Annotated in this window: 9 protein-coding genes; 5 read left to right on the top strand and 4 right to left on the bottom strand. The window is 61.3% G+C overall.

Going from position 1 to position 24,918, the window contains the following annotated elements; all coding sequences use genetic code 11:
* Positions 1-59 precede the first annotated feature (59 nt).
* Both XcyCFBP4188_RS19610 and XcyCFBP4188_RS19605 read left to right on the top strand, forming a co-directional pair.
* The gene (locus XcyCFBP4188_RS19610; protein ID WP_248283115.1) at positions 60-2,693 is read left to right on the top strand and encodes a polymorphic toxin type 34 domain-containing protein; all 2,634 of its coding nucleotides are present in this window, start codon (positions 60-62) and stop codon (positions 2,691-2,693) included.
* Positions 2,657-3,541, top strand: a complete 885-nt coding sequence (locus XcyCFBP4188_RS19605; protein ID WP_139051640.1) for a HEAT repeat domain-containing protein — start codon at positions 2,657-2,659, stop codon at positions 3,539-3,541. Before XcyCFBP4188_RS19610 ends, XcyCFBP4188_RS19605 begins: the two co-directional genes overlap by 37 nt.
* A gap of 278 nt (positions 3,542-3,819) precedes the next feature.
* On the opposite strand, the gene pgaD is transcribed toward XcyCFBP4188_RS19605, so the two are convergent.
* Genes pgaD through XcyCFBP4188_RS19585 form a run of 4 tightly spaced genes read right to left on the bottom strand, consistent with a single transcriptional unit; the run spans position 3,820 to position 9,358 of the window.
* Positions 3,820-4,266, bottom strand: a complete 447-nt coding sequence (gene pgaD / locus XcyCFBP4188_RS19600; protein WP_104592680.1) for a poly-beta-1,6-N-acetyl-D-glucosamine biosynthesis protein PgaD — start codon at positions 4,264-4,266, stop codon at positions 3,820-3,822.
* Positions 4,263-5,516, bottom strand: coding sequence for a poly-beta-1,6-N-acetyl-D-glucosamine synthase (gene pgaC, locus XcyCFBP4188_RS19595; RefSeq protein WP_104592679.1), 1,254 nt, complete (start codon positions 5,514-5,516; stop codon positions 4,263-4,265). Before pgaC ends, pgaD begins: the two co-directional genes overlap by 4 nt.
* A 3-nt stretch (positions 5,517-5,519) precedes the next feature.
* The gene (gene pgaB / locus XcyCFBP4188_RS19590; protein WP_104592678.1) at positions 5,520-7,418 is read right to left on the bottom strand and encodes a poly-beta-1,6-N-acetyl-D-glucosamine N-deacetylase PgaB; all 1,899 of its coding nucleotides are present in this window, start codon (positions 7,416-7,418) and stop codon (positions 5,520-5,522) included.
* Positions 7,400-9,358 carry a tetratricopeptide repeat protein gene (locus tag XcyCFBP4188_RS19585; RefSeq protein ID WP_104592677.1) on the bottom strand — a complete coding sequence of 653 codons (1,959 nt, stop codon included), beginning with the start codon at positions 9,356-9,358 and terminating at the stop codon, positions 7,400-7,402. Before XcyCFBP4188_RS19585 ends, pgaB begins: the two co-directional genes overlap by 19 nt.
* Before the next feature lie 746 nt (positions 9,359-10,104).
* Between XcyCFBP4188_RS19585 and XcyCFBP4188_RS19580 the strand changes: the two genes are divergently transcribed.
* The 3 genes from XcyCFBP4188_RS19580 to XcyCFBP4188_RS23800 all read left to right on the top strand — a co-directional run bounded on the left by XcyCFBP4188_RS19580 (position 10,105) and on the right by XcyCFBP4188_RS23800 (position 24,882).
* Entirely contained in the window at positions 10,105-11,805 is a 1,701-nt protein-coding gene (locus tag XcyCFBP4188_RS19580) for a ShlB/FhaC/HecB family hemolysin secretion/activation protein (protein ID WP_104592676.1), read from the top strand.
* Between the two features lie 69 nt (positions 11,806-11,874).
* Positions 11,875-19,281 (top strand): filamentous hemagglutinin N-terminal domain-containing protein, encoded by a 7,407-nt coding sequence (locus XcyCFBP4188_RS23805; RefSeq protein WP_428977253.1) that lies wholly within the window; start codon positions 11,875-11,877, stop codon positions 19,279-19,281.
* A 39-nt stretch (positions 19,282-19,320) separates the two neighbouring features.
* Complete coding sequence (locus tag XcyCFBP4188_RS23800) at positions 19,321-24,882, top strand: hemagglutinin repeat-containing protein (protein WP_428977252.1); 5,562 nt, start codon at positions 19,321-19,323, stop codon at positions 24,880-24,882.
* Positions 24,883-24,918: the final 36 nt, after the last annotated feature.

Below are 24,918 nucleotides of genomic sequence, written 5' to 3'. Positions count from 1 at the left end.
ACGCAGTCAATTGTCCGCAGGTCGGCTTGGTTCTCTCGGTAGACGGGCCTCTTACAGATGTGAGCGATGTCAAGGCATACCGCTACTTCAGCTCTAGTGATGAATCTGGATGTGGCACGGTAGGCGGGCAATGCCACCGGGTTGGTGACCTCTTTCAAATCACAGATGCGTTAGGACAGGTCACCACTTATGCGTCATATGACAGCAATGGGAGGCCGGCACGGGTTCTCGATTCAAACGGGGTCACGACTGACTTTGGCTACTCGCCTCGCGGATGGCTGACGTCCAAGATCACCAGGTCCGATGCCAGTGGCGGTGCTTCTGCCCGGGATCGTGTAACGATAATCAAGTACGACGAGACAGGCAACGTCAGTCAGGTTATCGGGCCTGATGGCGACGTAGTGACGTATGACTATGATGCGGCGCACCGTTTGACAGACATAACTGACGGTGCTGGTAATAATTTGCATTATTCGCTGGATGTTGCAGGAAATCGGCTGAAGGAAGATGTCAAAGATCCATCCGGCAATGTCAAGAAAACTCTAACTCGCATTTACAACAAGCTAGGACAATTGCAGACACAGGCGGATGCGTCTGCTAATCCGACTGATTTTTCGTATGATCTCAACGGTGATCTAAAGTTGATGACCGATGCACTGGGTCGCAAGACACAGTTGGATCCCGATCCTTTGCGCCGTGTCGCACATACGCTTCAGGATGTAGGCGGGCTGGCGGTGGAGACAACGCAACAAATGGATGCGCTGGACCGCGTGACCGCTTTCATCGACCCTAAGGGCCTGACTACTCGTTACGATTACAACAGCCTCGGCGACCTCAGCAAGCTGATTAGTCCGGATACTGGCGCAACGACCTACAGCTATGATGCCGCCGGTAACCGTACACTCGAAGCGACTGCCCGCGGGGTCAAAATCAGTTCAAGCTACGACGCGTTGGGACGATTGACCAAGCTGAGCTATCCGACCAGCACCTTCAATGTCATTTATAGCTACGACTCTGTACCGGCCAGCTGCCAGGCAGGAGAGACATTTGCGACTGGCCGCTTGGCGTCCATCAAGGATAGCAGCGGGGCGACCGAGTATTGCTACAACAGTTTCGGCGATCTGGTGCGCAAGCTGCAGACCACCAACGGCAAGGCTTTCACGCTGCGCTATGGCTACACCGCGTCGGGTCGTCTGGCGAGCGTTATCTACCCGGACGGCGCCAAGGTGGATTACGTCCGCAACGGGCTGGGTCAAGCCACCGAAGTGGGCTATACCCCCGCAACGGGCGCTCGCCAAATTCTCTTGAAAAACGCCAGCTATCTTCCGCTTGGTCCAATCGCAGGCTGGACGTACGGTAACGGTCGTGTACTGACGCGTGCCTATGATCAGGACTATCGCCCGAAAGCAATTCAGGACACGAGCGCCGGAGGTCTGGATGTCGGTTTTGGTTTCGACCCGGTCGGCAATCTGTCCAAGCTGACCCCGGCCGGCGGCACTGTTGCGGAGGTCACGCTGGGCTATGACCCGCTTGGCCGGTTGACGGAGTTCAAGGACGGCGTGACCGGCACGGTACTGGATGGCTACACCTACGATAAGACAGGTAACCGTCAGAGCAGTAAATCGGCAGCCGGCGAAGTCGCTTACACCTACGAGGCAAACAGCCATCGCCTAATCAAGGTAGGTGGGGCACCACGTGTCTACAACGCCGTAGGCGATACCACCTCGATCAACGGAACCGAGCGCGAATTCGTTTACGACGTGACCGGCCGTATGAGCCAAGTCAAGCGCAATGGCGTAGTGGTACGCGAGTACCGTTACAACGGCAAGGGCGAGCAGGTCCGTCGCTTCCTCGGTACTGCAAATACTTACACGCTCTATGATGAGTCCGGCCACTGGATGGGTGATTACGACAATGCCGGCAAGCCACTGCAGCAAGCGATCTGGCTTGACGACATGCCGGTGGGCGTCACCGGTGCTGATGCCAAATTGGCCTACATCGAGCCTGATCACCTGGGTAGCCCGCGTGTAGTGATTGATCCGGCGCGCAATACGGCAGTGTGGGCGTGGAATTTGAAGAGTGAGGCATTTGGCCTTACCAATCCTGATCAAGATGCAGACAAAGATGGTTCGAATTTTTTACTAAACATGCGATTTCCTGGGCAGCGCTATGATTCTTTCAGTGGACTAAACCAGAACTATTATCGTGAATACGACACATCTTCCGGGCGCTACACTCAAAGCGACCCCATCGGTCAAGGCGGTGGGCTGAATTTGTATGGTTATGTAAAGAATGCGCCATACTCTTGGAAGGATGTTGACGGTCAGCAGGCAATCTCTCTAAGTGCTAATCCGGCTATCACAGGCGCAACGGCATTGAGTGGCCATGCTCTTCAGAATCCTAGTGAACTCACGGTAGACGGAAGCTTTGGCGATTACAGGGGTAATCCGTTAAGCCCGGTATTCGATCTGGTTCATCTAATGGCTTCTCCAGGGAATCAGGCTGACAGCGGAGTTGTTCAGATTGTTTCAAGAATTCAAAGCGATGCCGTTCTTGCTGGTCGCAAACGTCCGGATCGTTGTGAGGTTTTACAGCAATTGATTGATAGTGGAGTGATTCCTGCAAAAGCAGCAAAGGCAACACAAAAGGCTTGGGGTTGCAGGCCTTCAAGAATTTCAAAAGACCGCTGTTAAATTTCCAGGATAAGACAATGCAGGAAAATGATCAGGATGAGCTGGACTTTAAACTTTGGAGCGAGCTTCGAGACGCAACTCTTGATCAGTTGCATCAGGAGTTAGAGTCTGATTCCCGTGATCGCAGATATGCAGCTGCCAGGATATTGCACAGCAGCGGCGAAAAATCTACGTTGCAGCTCGCTCTCAAGTTGGCAAATAGTCCTTCTTCTGATCAGAGAGAGGTTGCTGCGTTCGTTATGGGGCAGTTGCCTGGATTGGACTTGTACTCAAGAAATATCGTTATAAACATTCTATCCGATATGCTGGAGGGCGATTCTCAAGGCCTAGTGAGATCTTCAGCAGCTTCTGCGCTTGGTCATTTGAACGCGGTCGAAAAATTACAAGCTTTGTCTGCTGGGGCACTAGACCAAGAAAAAGAAGTGAGAGCGAGCGTAGCGTTTGCGGCTGGTCAAATTGACACGCCGGAAACAGCTAAGCTTCTTATTTATTTATCTCACGATCAAGATCGGGAAGTCGCAGAGTGGGCCGCACTGGGGTTGGCCAACGGCTCCAATGTCTCGAATAATCTGATTAGAAAAAGACTGGCTGAGCTTACAGAACATTCAAGTCGGGAAGTTCGTGAAACAGCGATAACAGCGCTGGCCAAACTTGGTGATACGAGTGTTGTTCCTGCGTTATTAAGTGCACTTAAAGATAACGACGTTAGCTTGTCAGTTGTTGATGCAGCAGGGCAACTAGGTGACCGGCGTGCTTTACCTCTTCTGATGGATATGGTCCGTGGCTGTCAAGGAAATGTCCCAAGTGTGTTGCTTGATTCAATTGAGAAGCTTGGCGCAACGAAATAGAATTACTTTAAATCGCTATTTTTCGCAGACTTCACCTGCTATCAGCCTGGTGCCGTTGGGAAACCTTGAGTAAATATTTCGTGAACTTCTGATCACCATATGAGGCAATCTCCATCACTCGCGAGTGTTTGATTTTCAGCACGAGAGACCGCCGCGATCAAGCGAAATCCCAAGGTTTCTCGTAACGCCGTGAGTTATTGAGAGGTTCCCTAAAGTGTTGCCTGCCTTAGCACATTGAAATGCAAGGTCACTCTGGTAGCTCTTTGTCTAGAGTCACTTCACCGATGCCTAACCACCCGCACCCCCACCGGCCGCGCAAACTTATCCATTGCCACCGATGAAATACGGCTATGACGCAGCAGGCTACCAAGCTGTTCGGGAACGCCCAGACGCTGATCGACTTCCGGTTCGAGCACGGTGCGGCGGCGTTTGCGTTGATCGGCTTTGGCAAAGCGCAGGCGGTTGTATTCGGCCCAGCCGACGGTGGTGATGGCGCTCATCAGTGCGATCACCGGCAGGGCGCCGAGTGCGAACGGATCCAGTGCGTTGTGCTTGAGATACAGCTCCGTGTAGGCGCTGCGTAGGCCGAAAAACCAGGCGATCAGCGTTGCCAGCGGTGCCCACAGATAGAAGTAGATCATCCAGGCGCCGGCGGTTGCGGCGCCGTAGGCGAGGCGGCGCGAGCGGCCGAGGCGTTGTGGCAGGTTGATGATGGGTGGTGTCATTGGATTCCTCGGTCGGGGCTTTTCCAGCGGGCGCGTTTGCTGCGACGCGCGAGCAGGGCACGTGGGAAGGCGATGACGGCGGTGAGCATGCCGATCATCCAGAAGGCGACGGGGTACCAGATCACCCAGAAGAACTGGCGCGCCAAGCCTTTTTCGTAGCGGCGTTCGATCACCAGGCTGGTGGCGAACTGCATCAGGCAGACCACTGCCAATACCAGGCCATGCCAGCGCGGCAGGATGGTGTCTATGTACAACGCAGGCGGCATGGTGATGACCTTGCCCAGCAGCCACAGCACGATGATGAAGAACATGGTGTAGGCCCAGGCCAGGCTGAGCGCGTATTCCAGCAGCACGCCCCACATGCGTCGGCTGCGCCAGGACAACACGCGGCGGCCATGGCTCAGCAGCACTTCCACGCCACCGCGTGCCCAGCGCAGGCGCTGCATCCACAGGCCGCGGAAAGTCTCAGGCATCAGGATCCAGCACAGCGCATTGGGCTCGTAGCGGATATCCCAGTCGTCGAGCTGCAAACGCCAGGAGATGTCGATGTCTTCGGTGACCATGTTGTCGGACCAGAAGCCGACGTGATGCAGCGCCGAGCGGCGAAACGCGCAGATCACGCCCGACACGGTGAACAATCGTCCGTAGACCCGCTGCGCACGCTTGATCAGCCCCACGATGGCGGAAAACTCGCCCACCTGCATGCGGCCCATTAGGGTGGTGCGGTTACGCACGCGCGGGTTGCCGGTGACGCCGCCAACGCGCGGGCCGGAGATCAGGTGGCCCACCATCCAGCGCGTTGCGTTGGGGTCCAGGATGGCGTCGGCATCCACGCACACCAGATAGTCCGAGCGCGATGCCAGCGTGCCGACACGCAGCGCGTTGGCCTTGCCGTGGTTCTGCTCCAGATGCACCACGCGCAGGCGCGGATGCTGGTGGGTGAGATCGTCGAGCGCTTCGGCCGTGTTGTCGCTGCTGCCATCGTTGATGGCGATGATCTCGAAATCCGGATAGTTCTGCGCGCTCATCGCGGCGATGGTTTCGCCCACATGCTTGGCCTCGTTGTAGCAAGGCACCAGCAACGAAACGAACGGCTCGCTGGACAACGGTGGCGGCGATGAAGGACCGGGCGTGCCGCGTTCGCGCCGCAGGTAGTAGTACGTGCCGCCGATCATCCAGAAGAAGGCCATGATGATCGGATAGAAAAACGCGAAGTTGAACAGAGCGCCCAACAGGAGGCTGGTCGTCATCTGTTACCGCTCGATATAAGGGAATTGCCGAGCCGACATGGCCTCGCGCGCTTCGGGAAGAGACGGGTGGCCGCCGATGAAGTCGTCGGGGTAGTACGCCAGATGGCGCACGCCCGCAGCCAGAAGCAACTTGGTGTGTTCGAGCAGCACACCGTCGGGCAGCGGCTTGCCGGTGCGCCAATCCACGGTCTGCAGTTCGAAGATGGTGTTCTCGAAGCCACGCGGCTGCTGGCCGACACGCTGCGCCAGCTGCTGCAGCCAGTGCTGCGGGTCGTTGGCCTGCTCCATGTAGGGCATCGCCATCAGCGCGGTGTAGTCGTAGGCAGATGCAAAGGCGTCCAGGCGCTGCGCAAACCAGGCTTCGCTCTGCGGCTCCAGCACTGGCTGGGCGAACAGGTTGCGCACGGTCACCAGCTTGGGACGCCAACGTTCGGCGGCCGCTTTGAGTTCCTGTGTGAAGCCGATCAGCTGCTGCGTGCGTTTGGCTGGATCGCTATTGCCGTAAGCAGGCACTTCGTCGTCGCGCAGATAGGCATCGTCATGGAACAGCAGGCCTTCGAAATACGTATTAGCGGCAAGGTCTTCGTAGATATCCGCGACCAGCTGATGCGTGCGCGGATTGCCCGGATCCAGGCGCGGCACATCCTTCGGATCCTTGCCGCGAATCTGCAGTGCAGCCTGCTGCTGCGCATCGGGCAGATGGAACCCCAGCACCGGCAGCCAGGCGAACACGCGTACGCCTGCACGGGTGCGCAGCTGCCAGGCCACGCGCCCGAACAGATCCGCGCGCATCGGCAGATGGCGGTTGGGGAAATACAGCGCATCGGCTGCGCCGTCTCCATCCGGGTCGGCGAAGGCCTGCAGGAACACGTGGCTGGGGCCGATGTCCTTGACGCGCTGGACCAGGATGTCGAGGTTGCGTTCCAGCTGCGCCGGATCCGGGTCGTAGACGTAATCCAGATCTATCTGGATCGCACGCAAGCCATCGCGCGACAGATCGCGTCGCAGTTCGCCGGCCAGATCGCGCACATCCGGATTGTTGAACAGCAACAGGCGGCCAAGGCTGGCCAGCGATTGCCCATCCACGCGATCGCGGCCTTGTTGACCGATATCGGCTTCGTGCGAGCGGCCTTCCAGATCGAAGCTGAGCGTCATGCCCAGTTGCGCGGCAATCTCATTGCTGGCGCGGTTGTAGGCGGCATACGGCCACACCATGGCGCGCGGCGGTTTGCCCAGATGCGCCACGATCGCGTCGCGGCTATGGCGCAGATCGGTCTGGATGCGTTGGCGATAATCCGCTTCGCCCTCGTAGCCCTTGCCTGCATCCCAGCGACGGGTGACCGCAGCAGGCGTCTGATTGCCGAACGGATTGCCGGCGATGCCTTTGTGCAAGTCATCGCTATGCGAGCCGATTTCGATCAGGCCGCTGTCCTGCATCTCGCGCAGTTGCGCCCAGGTGACGAAATCATCGTGAGTGAAATCGCGATGGCCGTAGGGCACCACTTGACCAACCGGCAATTCGACCCAGCTGGTGACGGGTGCGACCAGCGCGGGATAACCATAGGCCTGCAATAAGGGGAAGACACGCGTGTAGACGCTGCGCAAGCCGTCGTCGAAGGTGAGTAATACCGGCCTGGAGGGCAGGGCGCGCTTGCCGGCACGTGCGTCCAGCACTTGCTGCACGCTCACCGGGTGGTAGGCATGCGAGCGCAGCCAATCCAGATGCGCGGCGAAGTTGCTGGTGGACACCGCATAACGATCGGGGTCGCCCTTGGCGGCGACATCGTCGCGAATATCGTGGTAGCTGAGCACCAGCAGGCCCGCCTGCGCCGATGACGCAAACGTCATCAGCAGCAAGGCGACCAGCAACAGCGGCAGGCGGATCAAGGCGTACCTCCCCATCGGAAATCCAGGTCAAATCCAAGTTGTTGTTCGCGCTGGCCGTCGTAAACCGGGCGCGACCAGCTCACGCCATAACTCAGCGCGCTGCCGTCGCCCAGCGACCACAGGTGCCGATAGGCCGCGCTGGGCACCCACTGGCTGCCGAAGCCGGATTGATAAGTCGGCCCGGCAGTGACTTCCAGCCGCTGCCGAAAGGCGTAGTCGTAGCGACGCCAGCCGATCTGATCGATGCGCACGCCGGCGGCCACCGCAGAGCTGCGGCGTGGATTGAAGTAATTGACTGCGCGGTCGTCTTCGGCGCGTCCGGCCGAGGCGGCGAACAGGCCGTCGAGCAGCACATGCGGGCTTGCCCACAGGCGTTGGCTTCCCGAAAGATCCAGCTGGTCGCGCCGATTGCCATCGCTGTAGCGCAACTTGCGTGCCTGCAATTCCCAGCGGCTTTCGTCGTTGGGTGTCCAGCGTACGGCGGCGCCGATGCTGTCGCCGGTGATGCCGAAGCGGCGTGCCTGCAATGAAGCTTCTGGATCACGCGTGCGCCAGGCGACGCTGCCATACCAGGCATCGGAAAAACGCCAGCCGGCATCCAGCGCCCAGGCGGTGCCGTCGCGATCGAACTCATCAAGCGCACGTCCGCCGTAAGCGCTGAGATCCAGCCGGTCGTAGTGGTAGTGCGTGCCCAGCCAGAAGCTGCGATAGCGCACGCGCGTGTTCTGGAAATCGGCCCAATCGTCGCGTGCGCGCAAGCCCACACGCCAGCCCTGGCCGAGAAACGGCGATTCGGCTTCCAGCAACGTACTGCCGAAGTCGTTGCCGAGCGGCGAGGTGCTGTTGGTCAGGGTGTCGTTGTCGCTGCGTCCGCGCGCATGGCTGAGGTGAACTTGCCAACCGCGTTGACGTTCCAGCGAGGCGCCAAGCCGCTGCAGGCCGGCATCGTCCGGGTATTCGTTGCGAAGCGACGCAAACGTGGCATCGGCCAGATCCAGACGGTCCAGATCGCGCTGCGCTTCCACAACGCCACTGCGGGCCTGTTTCTGATGCGGATCCAGCGTCAGCGCAACCGCATTACGTTGCAACGCTTTGGTGGGTTGCCCGCGACGAAACTCGATCGAGGCAAGTGCGGCCTGTAGTTCTGCATTGTCGGGACCGATGGCCACGCGCTCGCGCAGCAGGGCGTCTGCGTCGCGGTTGTCGTTCGCTGCAGAACGTGCAGTGGCCAGTGCGATATCTGCACTGAAGCGATCCCAATTTTCGTAACCGCTGGCCGCACCGTTGCGACGCGGCCACGGCGCTTGTGTGGCGGCAAGTTTTTCGAACAACGGCATCGCAAGATCGAAGCGTTCCTGCTCCAGCAATGCGTAGCCGAGCAGGAGCTGGCTGTTGAAGTCGTTCGGCGTGTGCTGCAAGGCTTGCCGAAGCACTGCTTCGGCTTCGGCCGGGCGACGCAGGCCCATCAGCGAATCGCCGACCGTTGGTAACACATACGCGGGAACATCGATGCCTTCCGCTTTTAATGCCTGATAGTTGGCCACCACATCGCGATGGCGCTGACGTTGGTTGAGTGCAACCAAGGTATCGACGCGCAGCCGCGTGGCTTCCCATGTCGACTTCGGTGGTGCTTCGCGCTCGATGCGGGCGACATTGACCAGGGCCTGATCGGTTTCTGCATAGCGATGCGCGGCATCGATCGGCTCGGCACTGGCCCAACCGATCATGCGGGCGACGCGATCGTTTTCGATGCGCTCGCGCTCTTGCTGCGAGAACCAGTCCGGATGCCGCCACACGGCCTCCGCCGCAAGCTGCGCGCTGCCGAGGTCGGTCAGCGTGATCGCCCGCATGGTGTATGCACCACGATCGCGTGGGTCTTGGCGTAGTACACGCTCGTAGATGGCGAGCGCATCTGCATAGCGCTGCTGGCCGCGTAACTGCTCAGCCTGCTGCATGGGAGTGTGGGCAATGGAGGCGCCAGTCACTTCTGTCGGCCGCACTTCACCGCTGTGCGCCTGAGGCACACATGCGGCAATCAAAGAGAGGCTGAGCAGGGGAGTGAGTGCGCCTTTGCGATCAGGACAGCCGCGACGCACGTGGTTGCGTAGGCAGGAGGGAAAGGGTGTTCATTAGCGTTCCAGGCGTATGACGACTGGCGATACTGCGTATGCCAATGTAAAGCCTACGTCGTCACGGAGCTAACGAGATCTTCATCGGTTGTGTTCGCTCAAAAAAGCAACTTTCATCACATTTGTACTTGTGGGTTCGGACTTTGAGTAATGTTCTAAGAGCATTTTTCGAAGGAAACACGAGCACAACGAGCTGCAAATGGGGCCGAAGTATTCCTAAAGTCAGCAGATGAGAACTAATCAATATGCATAAATAGTCATCTCTGAAATTTCTTGTTTAGCAACATGTTGCCGGATGTTCGAGGCGTTGCATCCGGGACGGATGGGTCGGTTCAACGAATCCGTTCTTTGGACATATCCACTTTTTAAGTGATTCCAGTCACATAAACGAAAGGGTCGGGTTTTTCTTACAGGGTGGCCCCTACACGGCACGTTGACCCGCTCTTAACGTTCCAGCAAAGTTGCGCCGCGTTCGTTGTGCTGAAGGGTTGCGCCGCCGTGTTGGCGGCCAGGCACAGCGGTGTAAGCGACGGCGCGCTGAGGCGCGATCCGCCGCACAGGGGGCAGGACAGATGTGGATGCGATCGGCGCCAACGGCGCTGGCGGCTTGCCTGTGGGCTGTCGCCGGGCTGGCGGCTGCACAACAGTCGGCACCGACAACGCTGGATCGGCAGGAGCAATTGCGCCAGGCCGAGGAGATCCAGAGGCGTCAGGACCAGGAGCGTCAAGCGCCCTTCGCCGGCCCGCGCGAGGAGGCCGAGCGCGTGGACGCACGCAGTACAGTGCTGCCGAAAGAAGAACTCTGTTTCCCGATCGCCCGCGTACGCCTGTTCGGTGCGGACGACGACGGTGCACGCTTTGCGTGGTTGTGGAAATCGCTGCGCCGTTATGAAGGCCGCTGCATCGGTCGCGCCGGCATCGACATCATCCGCCGTCGCGCCTTGGATCAACTGGTCGCGCGCGGCCTGGTCACTACCCGCATCGGCGTGCCCGAACAGGATCTGTCGCGCGGCGAACTGCGTTTCGAGTTGATGCCCGGTCGTTTGCGCGCAGTGCGCGTGGTCTCCGATACCGGCGGCGAACACTGGAAAAGTGCATTGCCAATCCGCAAGGGCGATTTGCTGGATCTGCGCGCGATCGAGCAGGCGGTGGAGCAGTTCAAGCGGCTACCATCGCAAGACGCCAAGATCGACATCGCGCCGGGCGAGGCACCGGGCGAATCGGATCTGGTGATCACCTTGCAGCATGGTCGGCGCTGGCGCGGCGTGGCCAATGCCGACGATTCGGGTGTGGAAGCCACCGGCCGCGTGCAAGGTGGGCTGGATGTCTCGCTGGACAACCCACTTGGTCTCAACGACCTGCTCAGCATCGGCTACAGCCATGACCTGGCCACGCGCGACCAAAAGCGCGGCACGCGCGGTAATAGTCTGAGTTACAACCTGCCGTGGGGCTGGTGGACGTTTGCGTTGTCGGCTTCGTCGTATCGCTATCATCAGCGTGTGGACGGGTTTTTGCAGACCTTTCAGTCCAGCGGTGAATCCAGCAATGCGCAGCTGGATATCCAGCGTGTGCTGCATCGCGATGGCACCAGCAAGACCTCTGCGGGCGTGACGGTTGGCCGGCGGCGTGCGCGCAGTTATCTGGATGGCGTGGAGATCGGCATCCAGCGCCGCGATACCAGCAGCGCGGAGTTCTACTTCACCCATCGTCGCTATCTGGGTGCGATGCAGCTGGACGTGCGCATCGCGCATCGGCGTGGCACACCGTGGTTCAACAGCCAGTGGACCGGTTACGACCCCCAGATCGGGTTCCCGACATTCCGTTATGGCGTGACCACGTTGGACGTGAGCACCGCCATGCCGTTCAAGCTGGGCCCGGTGCCGATGGCGTGGGAGAGCAGCCTGCGTGCACAGACCGCAGGCGAGCTGTTGCTTGGCTCGGAGTTCGTCACCATCGGGGGCCGCTACAGCGTGCGCGGCTTCGACGGCGAAGCGACGCTAGGCGCGGAAAAAGGCGCGTATTGGCGCAATACCTTGAGTTTTCCGATCCAGCAAATTGGCTTGACGCCGTACCTGGGTCTGGATGCCGGCCGCATCGACGGCACCAGTGCCAGCGGCCTGCGTGGTCGCAGTCTGGTGGGCGGCGCATTGGGTCTGCGCGGCGGTTGGTTCGGCGCCAGCATCGATGCATTTGCCGGCTGGGCGATCCATCGCCCGGATGGTTTTGGAAGTGCGCAGCCGGCGTGTGGCGCGCGTGTGATCTACCAGTTCTGACATGGATCGCGCCGCCATCCGGCAGCGCGCTGTTGATTGATGACGCCCACAAGCGGCGAGAGAGAAACGATGGACACCGAAGCGATGAACCTGCGTGGTTACCTGGCCGAACAAAGCAAGCGCGCGCTTGCGTTGCTGCTGTGCTGCACGGTCACCTGGACATCGTTTCCGGCGTGGGCCCAGGTTGCGCCAACGCCCAATCCCGGCGGGCAGACACCTGGTCAGCAGGTCGCCGCCAATGGCGTGCCGGTGGTGGATATCGTCGCGCCCAATGCGCGCGGCATCTCGCATAACCGCTACAGCAATTTCAACGTCGGCCCGAACGGGTTGATCCTCAACAACAGCGCGCAGATTTCCAAAACTGAACTGGGCGGCTATGTCGCCGGCAACGACAATCTGCAGCGCAGCGGTGCCGCGTCCCTGATCCTCAACGAAGTGACTTCGGCAAGTAGCCGCCTGCAGGGTTACACCGAAATCGCCGGCGCCAAGGCGCAATTGGTGATTGCCAACCCCAATGGCATTTCCTGCGATGGCTGCGGATTTCTCAACACCTCGCGCGTCACCTTGACCACCGGTACGCCCAATCTGGGCAGCGATGGTGCATTGAATGGCTTCAACATTACCGGCGGCGCGCTGAGTATCGGCAGCAATGGGTTGGACGCGTTCAATGTGGATCGCCTGGATCTGCTCTCGCGCCAGCTCAGCGTGGAAGGCTCCATCTGGACCAGGGAGCTGGTCGCCGCTGCGGGTGCAGGGCGGGTCAACTATGACGGCATGCTGCTGGACGTGGTGCCTGGCACCGATGGCGCGGCACCGTCGATCGGTATCGACGTGGCGCAGCTGGGCGGCATGTACGCCGACCGCATCCGCCTGATCGCTACCGAAGCCGGCGTCGGCGTGGTGAGCCGTGGCACCTTGGCAGCGCAAAGCGGCGATCTGCAGATCGACAGTGCGGGCCAGGTGAGCCTGAGCGGCACCACCGTGGCACGCGATGGAATGAGTGTGCGTGCAGCTGGTGATCTGGATCAGCGCGGCGTACTTGGTTCGCAGCAGGGCGATGTGCGTCTGCGTGCTGCGCGCATGATGTTGGCCGGCGATCTGGTTGCCGCCGGTGGATTGGATGCGCAAGCCAGCGGCGTGTTGAGCCATGTTGGCCGCAGTAGTGCCGGGTCGATCCGTCTGTTCGGTTCGGAATTGAATGCCGATGGCAGCCTGCATACCGCCGGCGCTTTGGATTTGGGCGCTGATGGTGTGCTGCGCAGCGGCGGGGTGGCGTATGCAGGCGCGGGTGCCAACGTGCGCGCGTCGCGGATTGCCTTGACGGGCACGCTGCAGACTGGCGCTGCAATTGCATTGAATGCAAACGCGATCGATGCACTAGGCACCTTGGATGCTGCGACGACACTGCGCGTGAGCGGTAGCCGCGACGTGCGTCTGGGTGGATTGGCGCAGGCCGGGCAGGGCGCCGATGTGCAGGCCGGCGGCCGGCTGGAGTTGCAGGGTCAGTTGATTGTGGCCGATGCATTAGCACTGAATGCGGCGAGCATCGACATTGCGCAGCGCGGTGCGGTGTCTGCGGGTGCAGATATGGAGTTGCGCAGCGCAGGTGCATTCACCAATGCCGGTAGCGGCTATGCCGGCCGCGATCTGCGCCTCCAGGCAGCGACTGTGACCACTGTGGGCAGTTTGTCTGCTGCGCGCGATGCGCAGGCGGCCATCGCTGGAGGTCTGGTTAACAGGGGTACGTTTGTCGCTGGCAACGCGCTGATTGTGGACGCGGCGCAGTTGGAAAGTCGCGGCGATATCGGTAGTCAACGCAGTGATGCCACGTTGCGCAGTCGCGATGCTCTGACCCTGAGCGGCAACACCGTGGCAGGCGGTGCACTTGTGCTTGACGCCGTAAACGGCGCGCAAGTCTCAGGCACCGTCAACGCCAGTAGCGTGGATCTTCGCAGTGGCGGCGATACCGCGCTCTCCGGCACGCTGCAGACCACTGGCGGTGGGTTGGTGCTCACTGCAGGTGGCGCGCTCGTCAATGACGCCACTTTGCGTTCGGCAAGCACAATCGATCTGCAGGCAAACGGCGCGCTGCGTCAGCGTGGACAGCTGCGCAGCGATGGCGCGTTGCAGTTGCGTGGCGCGGCGATCGAACACAACGGTGTGATCGATGCGGGCGGCGATCTGCGTATCGCAAGCGCTGCCGACCTAGTGTTGGACGGCACCGTGCAAAGTGCCGGCTCAGCCACCTTGCAGGCGGGCGCAGCACTGGAGAACCGCGCGAAGGTGATCGCCGCCGGTGCGCTGGCTGTGGATGCAGCAATGCTGCGCAACGCACAGGGTGCAGCGTTTTCGTCGGATGCCGATGCACGCGTGCGTGCGACTGGCGCGATAGACAATGCCGGCAGCCTGTACGCGGCGAACGATCTGCAGCTCGTCGCAGGCACGTTCACGCAAAGCGGTAGCGCCAGTTCGGGTAACACGCTTTCGGCAACTGTGAGCGGGTCATTCGACAACGCAGGCAATGTGGTTGCCAAGAATGCGCTGCAGATCGATGCCGGCAGCTTACGCAGCACCGGTCAACTCGGCAGCGAAGCGGCTGGTGTTCGTCTGGTCAGTCAGGACGATATCGCGCTACAAGGCGTTGTTGCTGCTGCAACAACGCTGCAGGCCAGCGCTGCTGGCGATCTGCAGCAGGCAGGGTCGTTGAGGGCTCAATCGCTGGCATTGCGTGCCGGGCGTGATCTCACCGCCGCTGGCACATTGCAATCGACATCCACCTTGGATCTGCAGGCACAACGCGCACTCACGTTCGCAGCCCAGGGACAGGCCGGCGGTGACGCTTCGATGCGCGCTGCCACGCTGACAACGAGTCAGGATGCAGTGTTGCAGAGCACGAGTGTGATCGAGCTGGACGGCGCGGCGATCGACAGCCGCGGCAAGCTGGATGCAGGCAACGATCTGCACATCCGCAGTCAGGGCGATCTGGCGCTGGCGGGTGTGGCTCAAGGCGGCCGCGACGTCGCGTTGAATGCCACCGGCGCGCTCAGCAACGCAGCGCAGGTGTTTGCAGGCCGCGATCTGTCGTTGCAGGCAGGTAGCCTCGACAACACCACAAGCGGTGTGTTGGCGGGCGAGGGAAACATCGCCCTGACCACTACGGCACTGCTGAACAACGTTGGCCGCGTGCAGGCCGGTGGCGATCTGCAGATCAGCGCAGCAAATATGGACCAGGCCGGCAGCGCGTCTGCAGGCAAGGCGCTGCGCGCCACCATCGCAGGCACGCTGGCCAACCGCGGCAATCTGATCGCCAAGGATGCGTTGCAGGTCGATGCGGCCACGCTGCGTAGCAGTGGGCAGTTGGGTAGCGAGCGGGCCGATGTCACGTTGAACAGCCGGGACGCGCTGCAACTCGATGGTGTGGTTGCAGCGGCCACTGCATTGCGTGCGACTGCCGGCGGCGATTTGCAGCAGGCCGGTTCGCTCAAGGCACAATCGATCGCATTGCAGTCGGGGCGCGACCTCTCTGCAAATGGCATTCTGCAATCGGCATCCACGTTGGATCTGCAGGCGCAGCGCACGCTCGCTTTGAACGGACAAGCATCGAGCACCGGTGGCGCGAGTGTCACCGGCGCGAATATTGTGACTGGTGCAGCAGCAGTGCTGCAGAGCGGTGCCGCCATCACGCTGGATGGCGGCTCCATCGAGAGCCGCGGTTCGCTCGATGCGGCGACCGATTTGAACGTGCACAGTGCCGGTGATGTTGCACTGGCTGGCGTGGTCCAGGCCGGGCGCGATGTTGCGCTGACTGCTGCGGGTGCATTGAACAATGGTGCTCAAGTCGTCGCGGCGCGCGATCTGCGTGTGGAAGCGGCTACTGTCAACAACGCCACGGCTGCGACCTTGGGTGCGCTACGCGACCTGCGTGTCGATGTGGCTGGCGTGTTGGAAAACAATGGCAGCCTGCATGGCGAACGTGGCCTTGCACTGAACACCGGAGCCCTGCTGCAGCGCGGCCGTGTTTATAGCGGCGACGCCGTGTCGATCACTTCCACGGGCGCATTCGAAAACGCGGGCCAGTTGGTGTCCGGCAAGGACCTGACCATCGCTGCGGACAGCATCGTCAGCAGTGGACAACTGGGCTCGGTCAACGGCGCACTGACGCTGACCAGCCAGAACAACATCGATCTGCAAGGCGTTGTGGCTGCGAAGACCACACTGCAAGCAACGGCGGGTAGCGACCTGCTGCAGACCGGCTCGCTCAACGCGCAGGCCGTGACGCTGCAGGCTGGCCGCGATCTCACGGCCAGTGGCGCGCTGCAGTCCGCGTCTACGCTGGATCTGCAGGCGCAGCGCACGTTGACCTTGAACGGTCAGGCGCAGGCGGGTACCGATGCCAACTTGCGTGCCAACACCATCGCCACCGGCCGCGATGCCGTGCTGAAAAGCGTCGGCGCGATCAGCCTGGAAGGTGCGGCAATCGACAGCCGCGGCACGCTCGATGCCGGCACGGATCTGCGCCTGCGTAGCACCGGTGGGCTTGCGCTCGCAGGCGTGGCGCAAGCCAATCGCGATGTGGTGCTGAGCGCAACCGGGACCTTGAGCAACGCGGGCCAGGTCGTTGCCGGCCGTGATCTGTCGGTGCAAGCCGGCAACGTCAATAACCTGGCAGCTGGTGTGTTGGCGGCCGATGGCAGCGTCACGCTGAGTACCGGCGCGCTGCAAAACGCAGGCAGCCTGCAGAGCGGCGGCGATCTGCGCATCACCGCTGCCAGCATGGATCAGAGCGGTACTGCCATCTCAGGCAAAACACTGACCGCGAACGTCGCTGGTACCTTGGACAACCGCGGCAACCTCATTGCCAAGGATGCGCTGCAGGTAGAGGCAGGCAGCTTGCGTAGTAGCGGCCAGCTTGGTAGCGAGACCGCCAACGTCACCCTGATCAGCAAGGGCGATATGACACTGCAAGGGGTCGTCGCCGCAGCGACCACGCTGCAGGCAAACGCAATTGGTGATTTGCAGCAGGCCGGCTCGCTCAAGGCGCAGTCGATCGCGCTGCAGGCTGGTCGCGATCTCACCGCCGCAGGCACGCTGCAGTCGGCAACGCAACTCGATCTGCAGGCACAACGTACACTTACGTTCAACGGACAGGCCGTGTCTGCAGGCAATGCCAACCTGCGCGGCGCGCGTGTCACCACCGGTCAGACCGCGGTGCTGCAAAGCGGCGGTGCGATCAGCCTGGACGGCGCAGCGATCGACAGTCGTGGCGCACTCGATGCAGCCACTGATTTGAATCTGCGCAGCACCCGCGACCTGGCGCTTGCCGGTGTGGCGCAAGCCGATCGCAATGTGGTGCTGAGCGCAGCCGGCGCTTTGACCAACGCAGCGCAAGTTGTCGCTGGTCAGGCCTTGAACGTTACGGCAGCCAGCGCAAGCAATGCCGCCAGCGGCGTGTTGCTCGCGCAAGGCGACGCCATCTTCGCTATCGGCGGCTTGCTCGATAATGCCGGCGCCGTGCGTGCCGGCAACCAACTCACATTGGGTGTCGGTTCCTTGCGTCAAACCGGGCAAGCCTACGGCCTGCAACGCTTGGGTGTGATCGCCACCGGAGCGGTGGACAATCGCGGTGATCTGATCGGCGGCAATGGATTGCGCGTGGAAGCGGCGCAAGTCAGCAGCAGCGGCCAGTTGGGAAGCGAGCGCGGCGATGTTGCATTGATCAGCCGCGGTAACTTGCAGCTCGGGGGTAGCCTTGCATCGGCTGGTGCCTTCTCGGCGCAGGCCGATGGCACGCTGGCACAAAGTGGAACATTGAGTGCAGGCAGTACGCTGGAATTGCGCTCGAAGGGCGATCTGAGTGTGGCCGGTCAGGTCGGTGCTCAGCAGGTCACGTTGACCAGTGATGCGGTATTGCGTCAGCAGGGCACTGTCAGCGGTACATCGGTGGGTCTGCAGGGCGCGCGCATCGAGAATGCCGGGCAGACCACCGCTTCGGGTAACTTGAGTTTGCGTGCTGGCGAAATCAGTATCGCCGGCACGGTTGGTGCCGGTATCAACGCAGACGGCAGCCTGGGCAGCGGGCGCACGCTAAGCCTGATCGCTGATCGTCAGCTCAGCGCCTCCGGCAAATTGCTGGCCGGCGGCAACCTCACCGCGCAGGGCAGCCAGCTGCAACTGGCTGGTGCCAGCACGCGCGCTACCGGCAACGTTGCACTGACCACCGGCGGCAGCCTCGATCATCGCGGTGGCGACTTGCTCGCCGGCGGCACGCTCACCGTGCAGGCAGGCGGCAACATCGACAACGGGCGTCTCAATAACGTCGCAGGTCAAATACAGGCCAACCAGTTGAGTATCGACGGCGGCAGCTTGAGTAATGTCGGCGGGCGGTTGGTGCAAAGCGGCAGCGGGCTGACCCGCATCAGCATCGGCGGCGCGATCGACAACACCGGTGGCACGCTGGCCAGCAATGCGCAGGATCTGACCATTACCGCAGCTAGCCTGGAGAATGCGCAGGGGCGCATCGAACACGCCGGCACCGGCGCCCTGTCGCTCACCAGCCGTGGTGCGCTGGGCAACAGCAGTGGACGCATCCTCACCCAGGGTCAACTGACGCTGGGCGCCAGCGGCGCGTTGAACAATCAGGGCGGCGCGATTGCCGCAGCTGGCGATGCGGTGCTGACCGCTGCCAGCCTTAACAACGTCAATGGTTCGGTCTCCGCACGTGGGTTGAACGTGCAAACGGGCGGCACCACCGACAACCGCAACGGCCTGCTGCAGGCCAGTGGTGGTGCGTTGACCTTGCGCGCCGACAGCCTCAGTAATGCCGGCGGCACCGTGCAGGCAGTCGCCAGCGCTGGTGCGGGCGGCAGCTTGCGCGTTGAGCTCAATCGCGGCCTGGACAACGGCAACGGCACCATCGGTGCCGGCACCGACGCAGTGATCACTGCAGAAAACATCAGCAGCAGCGGCGGCAGTCTGCAAGCCGCACGCGACCTCAGCGTCACCGCACGCGGCCAGTTGGACAATCACCAAGGCGGCAAGCTCAGTGCGGGGCGCGATCTCAACGTTGCCGTCACCGGTGCGCTGCTCAACAGCGGCGGCCAGCTCGATGCCGGCAACACGCTGACCGTATCGGGCGGCCTCATCGACAATACCCAGGGCAGCATCGTCAACAACGGTGGCGGACTGACGCGCATCACCACGGGCGGGGCCCTGACCAACACCAGCGGCAATCTCGGTGGGCGCGGCAGCGTAGTCATCGACGCTGCCAACATCGCCAACAACGGCGGCCAGTTGGTTGCTGGCGGCGATCTGATTGCCAATACCAATGGCTTGAACAACCAGGGCGGCAATGTCTATGCCGGCGCGAGCTTTCTGTTGCAGCGCGCAGGCGCCACGCTGGACAACCAGAACGGCAGGATCAAGGCCGAGCAGGCTGTCCGCCTGAATCTGCAGAACCTGAGCAATGCCGGTGGCTAGATCGGTGCCGGCAGCGCGATCGGTGGTGCTGGCGATGTGGTGATCGATACCGTCGGTTTCGACGGCGGCGGCAGCATTCTTGCGCAGAATCTGCTGGATCTGACCTTGCGTAGCGACTACACGCATCGCGCAGGTGCTGACCTCACCAGCAACGGGAATTTCAACCTGCGCGTAGGCGGGAGCCTGGTCAACGAGTCCACGCTCAAGGCTGCGCGCACCCTGGACATTACGGCAGGCAGCATCACCAACCGCGCCGGTGCCAACATCCTGTCCAACGACACGCGTCTCAACGGTGGCAGCATCATCGACAACGCCGGCAGCATTTCCGGTAACAACGCGCTGTCGCTGGTGGCAAACAGCATTTACAACACCGGCAGCATCGTCGGCGGCAATGTCTCGGTGAATACCGGCACGCTCGTCAATGGTGCCGACCTTGGCGGCGCGACCGACAACGCAGCCTATGGCTCCGCGTTGCTCGGCTCCACCGGCAACATGAACCTGATCGTGCGCGATCAGCTGCTCAATCGCGATGCACGTATTTTCAGCCTAGGAAACATCGCCATCGGCGGCGCGCAGGATGGCGGTGGCACGTTGGTGTCGCGTACGGGGGTGGTGAATAACCTGTCGGGCAGTATCGAGGCTGATGGGAGCATTTTGATCGCGGCCAATCAGCTGAATAATCGGCGGCGGGTTTTGACTACAGCGTTGGGTGCATTGACCGACCAAGAAAAGGCAGCTGCGAATGCAACGATGCCCGAGGAGCTTATTGAGTCACGCGGAATCGTCTATCCAAGGCAGTCTTACTTCATTCGTTTTCCTTACACGGGAAAAAATCCTGGTGTTTATCGTTCCTATTCGGTCGAGCAGCAAGAGCGTCTCATCGCCGCAAGTGCGGAAGGGCGAATCGCAGCTGGAGGAGACATAGCGATTTCCGGAAGTGTGACCAATAACACTTCGTCGATTGCGGCAGCAGGTGCGCTGCAATTAAATCAACGTGGTGTGGGTGGATTGAGTGATGGGATTTTCGTTGGTGGAGAGTCGATTTTTAACGAATCGCTTGCTTTAAATAGGCAAGTCGTACAGAGAGACTACGAATATGCGGTAACAGCGGTCATTGACGACTGTGCGCTGAACCAAGGGAATCGGCGTCCTATCTGTGCATATGACACCGAATCAAAAACGCTTTCTTCTTCCACGATCAACACAAGCTACATTGCCCTAGGCGCCAGCATGACCGGCGGCCAAGGCGTCAGCATCAACGGTGCCAACATCAGCAACGGTGCCGTCGGCAGCGACGGTCGTGGCATCAGCGGCGCGTCGCTGAACGGTGTCGGCGCACAAGGCGGCTTGACCGGTCGCGCCACCCAAAGCGCCGGTGGAGTGGGCGGGCAAGCAGTTGTCGGCCGCGCTAACGGCGGCGCGAGCAGCATCCGCGTGGCCACCGGCACTGCCGGCAGCGCAGGTTCCCAGGTGGGCGCCAACACGCAGGACGCAACGCTGGCCACGTCGGGCGGCATCGTGAAGATGTCGATTGCACCGGTGATATCCAAAGACAGTGGGCTTGTAGGAAGCACCGTCGATCAGGCAAACGTACAGACCACATCTGCTGGCACCGGCGTTGTTGCAGGTGCGAATGAAAGCCGCAACCGTGTCGATCCGGCCACCATTCCTGTGACCAATATCGTTGGCGGCGCGCAAACCTCGCTCACGCAGATCGATCTTCCTATTGGCGGGCTGTATCGCCTGTCCAGCGGCACCGGCACCGATCGCACCGCGATGGGCCGCGCCGCCAATGGCCTTGGCGGCATCAACGCCTGGCGCAGCAACGGCCCCAGCCGTCGTTACCTGATCGAGACCGACCCGCGCTTCGTCAACTACGACAACTTCATCAGCAGCGACTTCCTGCTGGACAAGCTGGGTGTGGACCCGGAGTGGACCCAGACCCGCCTGGGCGATGGTTTCTACGAGCAGCGTCTGGTGCTGGATCAGATCACCCAGCTCACCGGCCGCCGCTATCTGGGCAACTACGCCGATGGCGTGGCGCAGTACCGCGCCTTGCTGGAATCCGGCGTGGCTGCCGCAGGTCAGCTGCAGCTGAGCATGGGCGTGGGCTTGACCGCCGCCCAGGCCGCCGCGCTGACGCAAGACATCGTGTGGATGGTGGAGCAGGACTACCAGGGCCAGAAGGTCTTGGTGCCGGTCGTGTATCTGGCTTCCAACTCGCTGCAGTTGCGCGGCAACGGCGCCTTGATCGCTGGCGGCAACGTCGAGCTCAACGCCACCAACGCCATGAGCAACCAGGGCGTCATCGCCGGTGCCGACGTCAGCATCACCGCCGGCAACCTGCTCAACCAGGGGCGCATCAGCGGCACCGGCAGCGTGGCGCTGGAAGCGCGCAACGACCTGCTCAACCAGGGCCAGATCCAGGGCCGCGATGTGGCGTTGGTGGCTGGCAACAACCTGGTCAGCGAAGCGTCCAAGGCCATCAACGGTGTTGGCATCCTGTCCGGCATCACCGCCAGCAACACCCTGCAACTGTTTGCAGGCAACGACATGACGCTGAGCGGCACCCGCGTGCAGGCCGATGGCAGCGCGGCATTGATCGCCGGCAACAACCTCAGTCTCACGCCCAGCGCCTTGCGTGACGACAACGGCCTGCTGCGCGGAGGCGATGCTGTCTCCGTCACCACAGGCAAGGACCTGGTGGTCTCGGCAGGCAACGACCTGCAACTGCACGGCGTCACCATCAAGGCCGGCGGTAGCGCCGCCTTGCAGGCAGGCAACAACCTCTCGCTGACCCCGACCACCGGCCTGGACGGCAGGGTCGCCACGCGCACCACCATCAGCACCGGCGACAGCCTGCAACTGACCGCCGGCAACGACCTGACCATCCGCCAGGCCGAAGTGAAGGCAGGCGGTGATCTCATCGCCGCAGCAGGCAACAACCTCAACGTCGAATCCGTCCTCAACGAGACCGAGACCAACAGCTACAAGAGCCGCAACGGCAAGACCCGCGTCACCACCACCACGACCACGCAAACCATCGACCAGCAGGCGCTCACTGCCGGCGGTAACCTGATCCTAAGCGCTGGCAACGACGTCAACCTGGTCGCCGCAAAGCTGGACGCCGGCAAGGGCCTAGGCATCAGCGCTGGCAACGACATCAACGCCAGCACGCTGACCACGGTGGACACCAGCAACACACTGGAAACGCGCAAGCGCTTCAAGCAGACCACCGCGACCAGCGACGAAACCGTCCACGGCACGGAGTTCAGTGCCGGCGGCAACCTGGCGATGCAGGCCGGTAACGACATCAACCTCACCGCTGCCACCGTCGCCACCAAGGAAGGCGGCATCACCCTGGCCGCCGGCAACGACGTCAATCTGCTCGCCGCCAGCGAGCAGCACGATGCCGTGCAGGACATGACCAAGAAGAAGAAGGGCACGTTCTCCAGCAAGACCACGACCACGCATGATGAGTGGCACGACAACGTGGCGGTCACCACCACGCTCAGTGGCGACACGGTGCAGATCGCGGCCGGTAACGATCTGCTGTCGCAAGGTGCACAGGTCGCCAGCACCGGCGATGTGGTGTTGGCCGCAGGCAACAACCTGACGCTGGACACGGTGCAGAACACACACAGCGAGGAACACGAAAAGACCGTCAAGAAATCCGGTCTCTACGGCGGCGGCGGATTCAGCGTCGCTTTGGGCGTCACCAAGAAGGCCGACGGCCTGGACGTCACCGAAGTCACCAATAGCGGAAGCCTGGTCGGCAGCACCAAGGGCTCGGTGACGATGACCGCCGGCAACAAGGTCGCCATCACAGGCAGCGATGTGCTGAGCGCGACAAGTACCACCATCGTCGGCAAGGAAGTCACGATTGCCGCAGCGGAAAATACCGTGGATACGGTGCAGACGTCCAAGCAGCAGAGTGCGGGGATTACGTTGGGTGTCAGTGGAGGCATCGTTGACACTGCACTGGCGGCTTACGGTGCAGCCAAGCGTATTTCCGATGTTGACGATGACAGGCTGAAGGCGCTCTACGCAGCGCGAGCTGCATACGCAACAGGTGCGACGGTCGATCAAGCCAAAAAAACGCCCGGCAACTTCTTGGCTGGATATGACGGTCAAGCAGTCGGTGGGAATGTCGCGAAACCTGGCAAGGAGCCAGCAAGCGGGCTTGAAGGGGCTGGTGCTGCCACTGGCATGAGCTTCCGTCTCGGTATTGGTGCGAGTAGTTCGTCAAGCAAGACCAGCACCCACGAAGAAAGTACCGGCGGCAGCCGCATCATCAGCAACGGCGATGTCACCATCGCAGCTACGGGCGGCGATCTGAATGTGATCGGCAGCAAGATCGCCGGTGAGAACGTGGCATTGGCCGCAAAAAACAATCTCAACCTGCTTAGTAACAAGGAAACCAACACCACCAAGTCCGAGAACAAGAATGCCGGTGGTGAGATCGGTGTCAGCGTCGGCGCCACGACGGGCTATTACATCAGCGTGTCTGCAGGCAAAGGCAGCGCCAAGGGCAATAGCGACCTACGCGCCGAAAGCGTGATCACCGCCAACGACACCTTGACCTTGGTGAGCGGTAATGACACCACGATCCAGGGCGCACAAGCCATCGGCAACAAGGTGCTGGCCAATGTCGACGGCGATCTGCTGATCAAGAGCGAGCAGGACACCAACGAGTACAAGAGCAAGCAGCAGCAGGCAAGCCTGACCCTGGCAACTGGCTCGGGCAGTGGCGGCAGCTACAGCCAGCAGAAGGTCAACAGCAGCTATACCAGCGTGACTGAGCAGAGCGGCATCCAGGCTGGCAATGGTGGCTTCGACATCACTGTGGGCGGTAATACAAAGTTGGTCGGCGGCGCGATAGCCAGTGCAGCCGATGCCAGCCTCAATCGGCTGTCAACCGGCAGCCTGACTGTCGAGGACCTCCAGAACAAGGCGGAGTACAAGACCAGCGGTGTGACAGTTGCCGGCGGCACAGGTAGCAGCATGGCCAGTGTCGGCATCGGTGCCGGACTGAGCATGTTGGGCAATGCCAGCGACAGCTCAAGCAGCACGACCAAGAGCGATATCGCGGCCGGCACGATCCAAATCCGCAATGGCGACGAGTCTGCGCTGGCGGGGTTGGATCGCAGTGCCACCGAGTTGCAGCAGTCTGGGCTGAAGGAGATTTTCGATCAGAAAAAGATCAATGATCAGAAAGAGCTGATGGGGCTTGCTGGAGAGATTGGATTTCGGGTAGCGGGTGATGTTGCCTCGGCTATGTATCAGAAAGCCCAGCTTGATTTGGCCAGCGCACCGGATGAAGCGTCGAAAGCTCAGGCACTGGCACGTCTGGACGCATGGAGCGATGGGGGTACGAACAAGATTTTGCTGCATGGCCTGACAGGTGCGGCGATTGCGGCACTCGGCGGCGAAAACGTTCTGCAAACAGCAGCTGGTGCAGCGGGTGCTGAAGCAGCCAAGGTTGCGATGTCGGATTATTTGGTCAAGAACGGCGTTACCGACCCAGCCACTTACAACGCACTCATGGAGCTAGGGCCTGTTAACACATCCGAAGCCCATCAACGACTAGGACGAAGCTGAGGAATCCAAGGAACATGATATCTAGCTTCTCGAAGC

This window comes from Xanthomonas hortorum pv. cynarae, from assembly GCF_002939985.1.
GTDB lineage: Bacteria > Pseudomonadota > Gammaproteobacteria > Xanthomonadales > Xanthomonadaceae > Xanthomonas > Xanthomonas hortorum_D.
Note: the sequence above shows the minus strand (reverse complement) of the source record. Positions and strands in the feature narration are given on the sequence as shown.

What these genes read in the sequence shown, in the direction of transcription:
- pgaD (WP_104592680.1), bottom strand. Translation starts at nt 4,266, where the DNA reads ATGACACCACCCATCATCAACCTGCCACAACGCCTCGGCCGCTCGCGC.
- pgaC (WP_104592679.1), bottom strand. Translation starts at nt 5,516, where the DNA reads ATGACGACCAGCCTCCTGTTGGGCGCTCTGTTCAACTTCGCGTTTTTC.
- pgaB (WP_104592678.1), bottom strand. Translation starts at nt 7,418, where the DNA reads ATGGGGAGGTACGCCTTGATCCGCCTGCCGCTGTTGCTGGTCGCCTTG.
- XcyCFBP4188_RS19585 (WP_104592677.1), bottom strand. Translation starts at nt 9,358, where the DNA reads ATGCAGCAGGCTGAGCAGTTACGCGGCCAGCAGCGCTATGCAGATGCG.
- XcyCFBP4188_RS19580 (WP_104592676.1), top strand. Translation starts at nt 10,105, where the DNA reads ATGTGGATGCGATCGGCGCCAACGGCGCTGGCGGCTTGCCTGTGGGCT.
- XcyCFBP4188_RS23805 (WP_428977253.1), top strand. Translation starts at nt 11,875, where the DNA reads ATGGACACCGAAGCGATGAACCTGCGTGGTTACCTGGCCGAACAAAGC.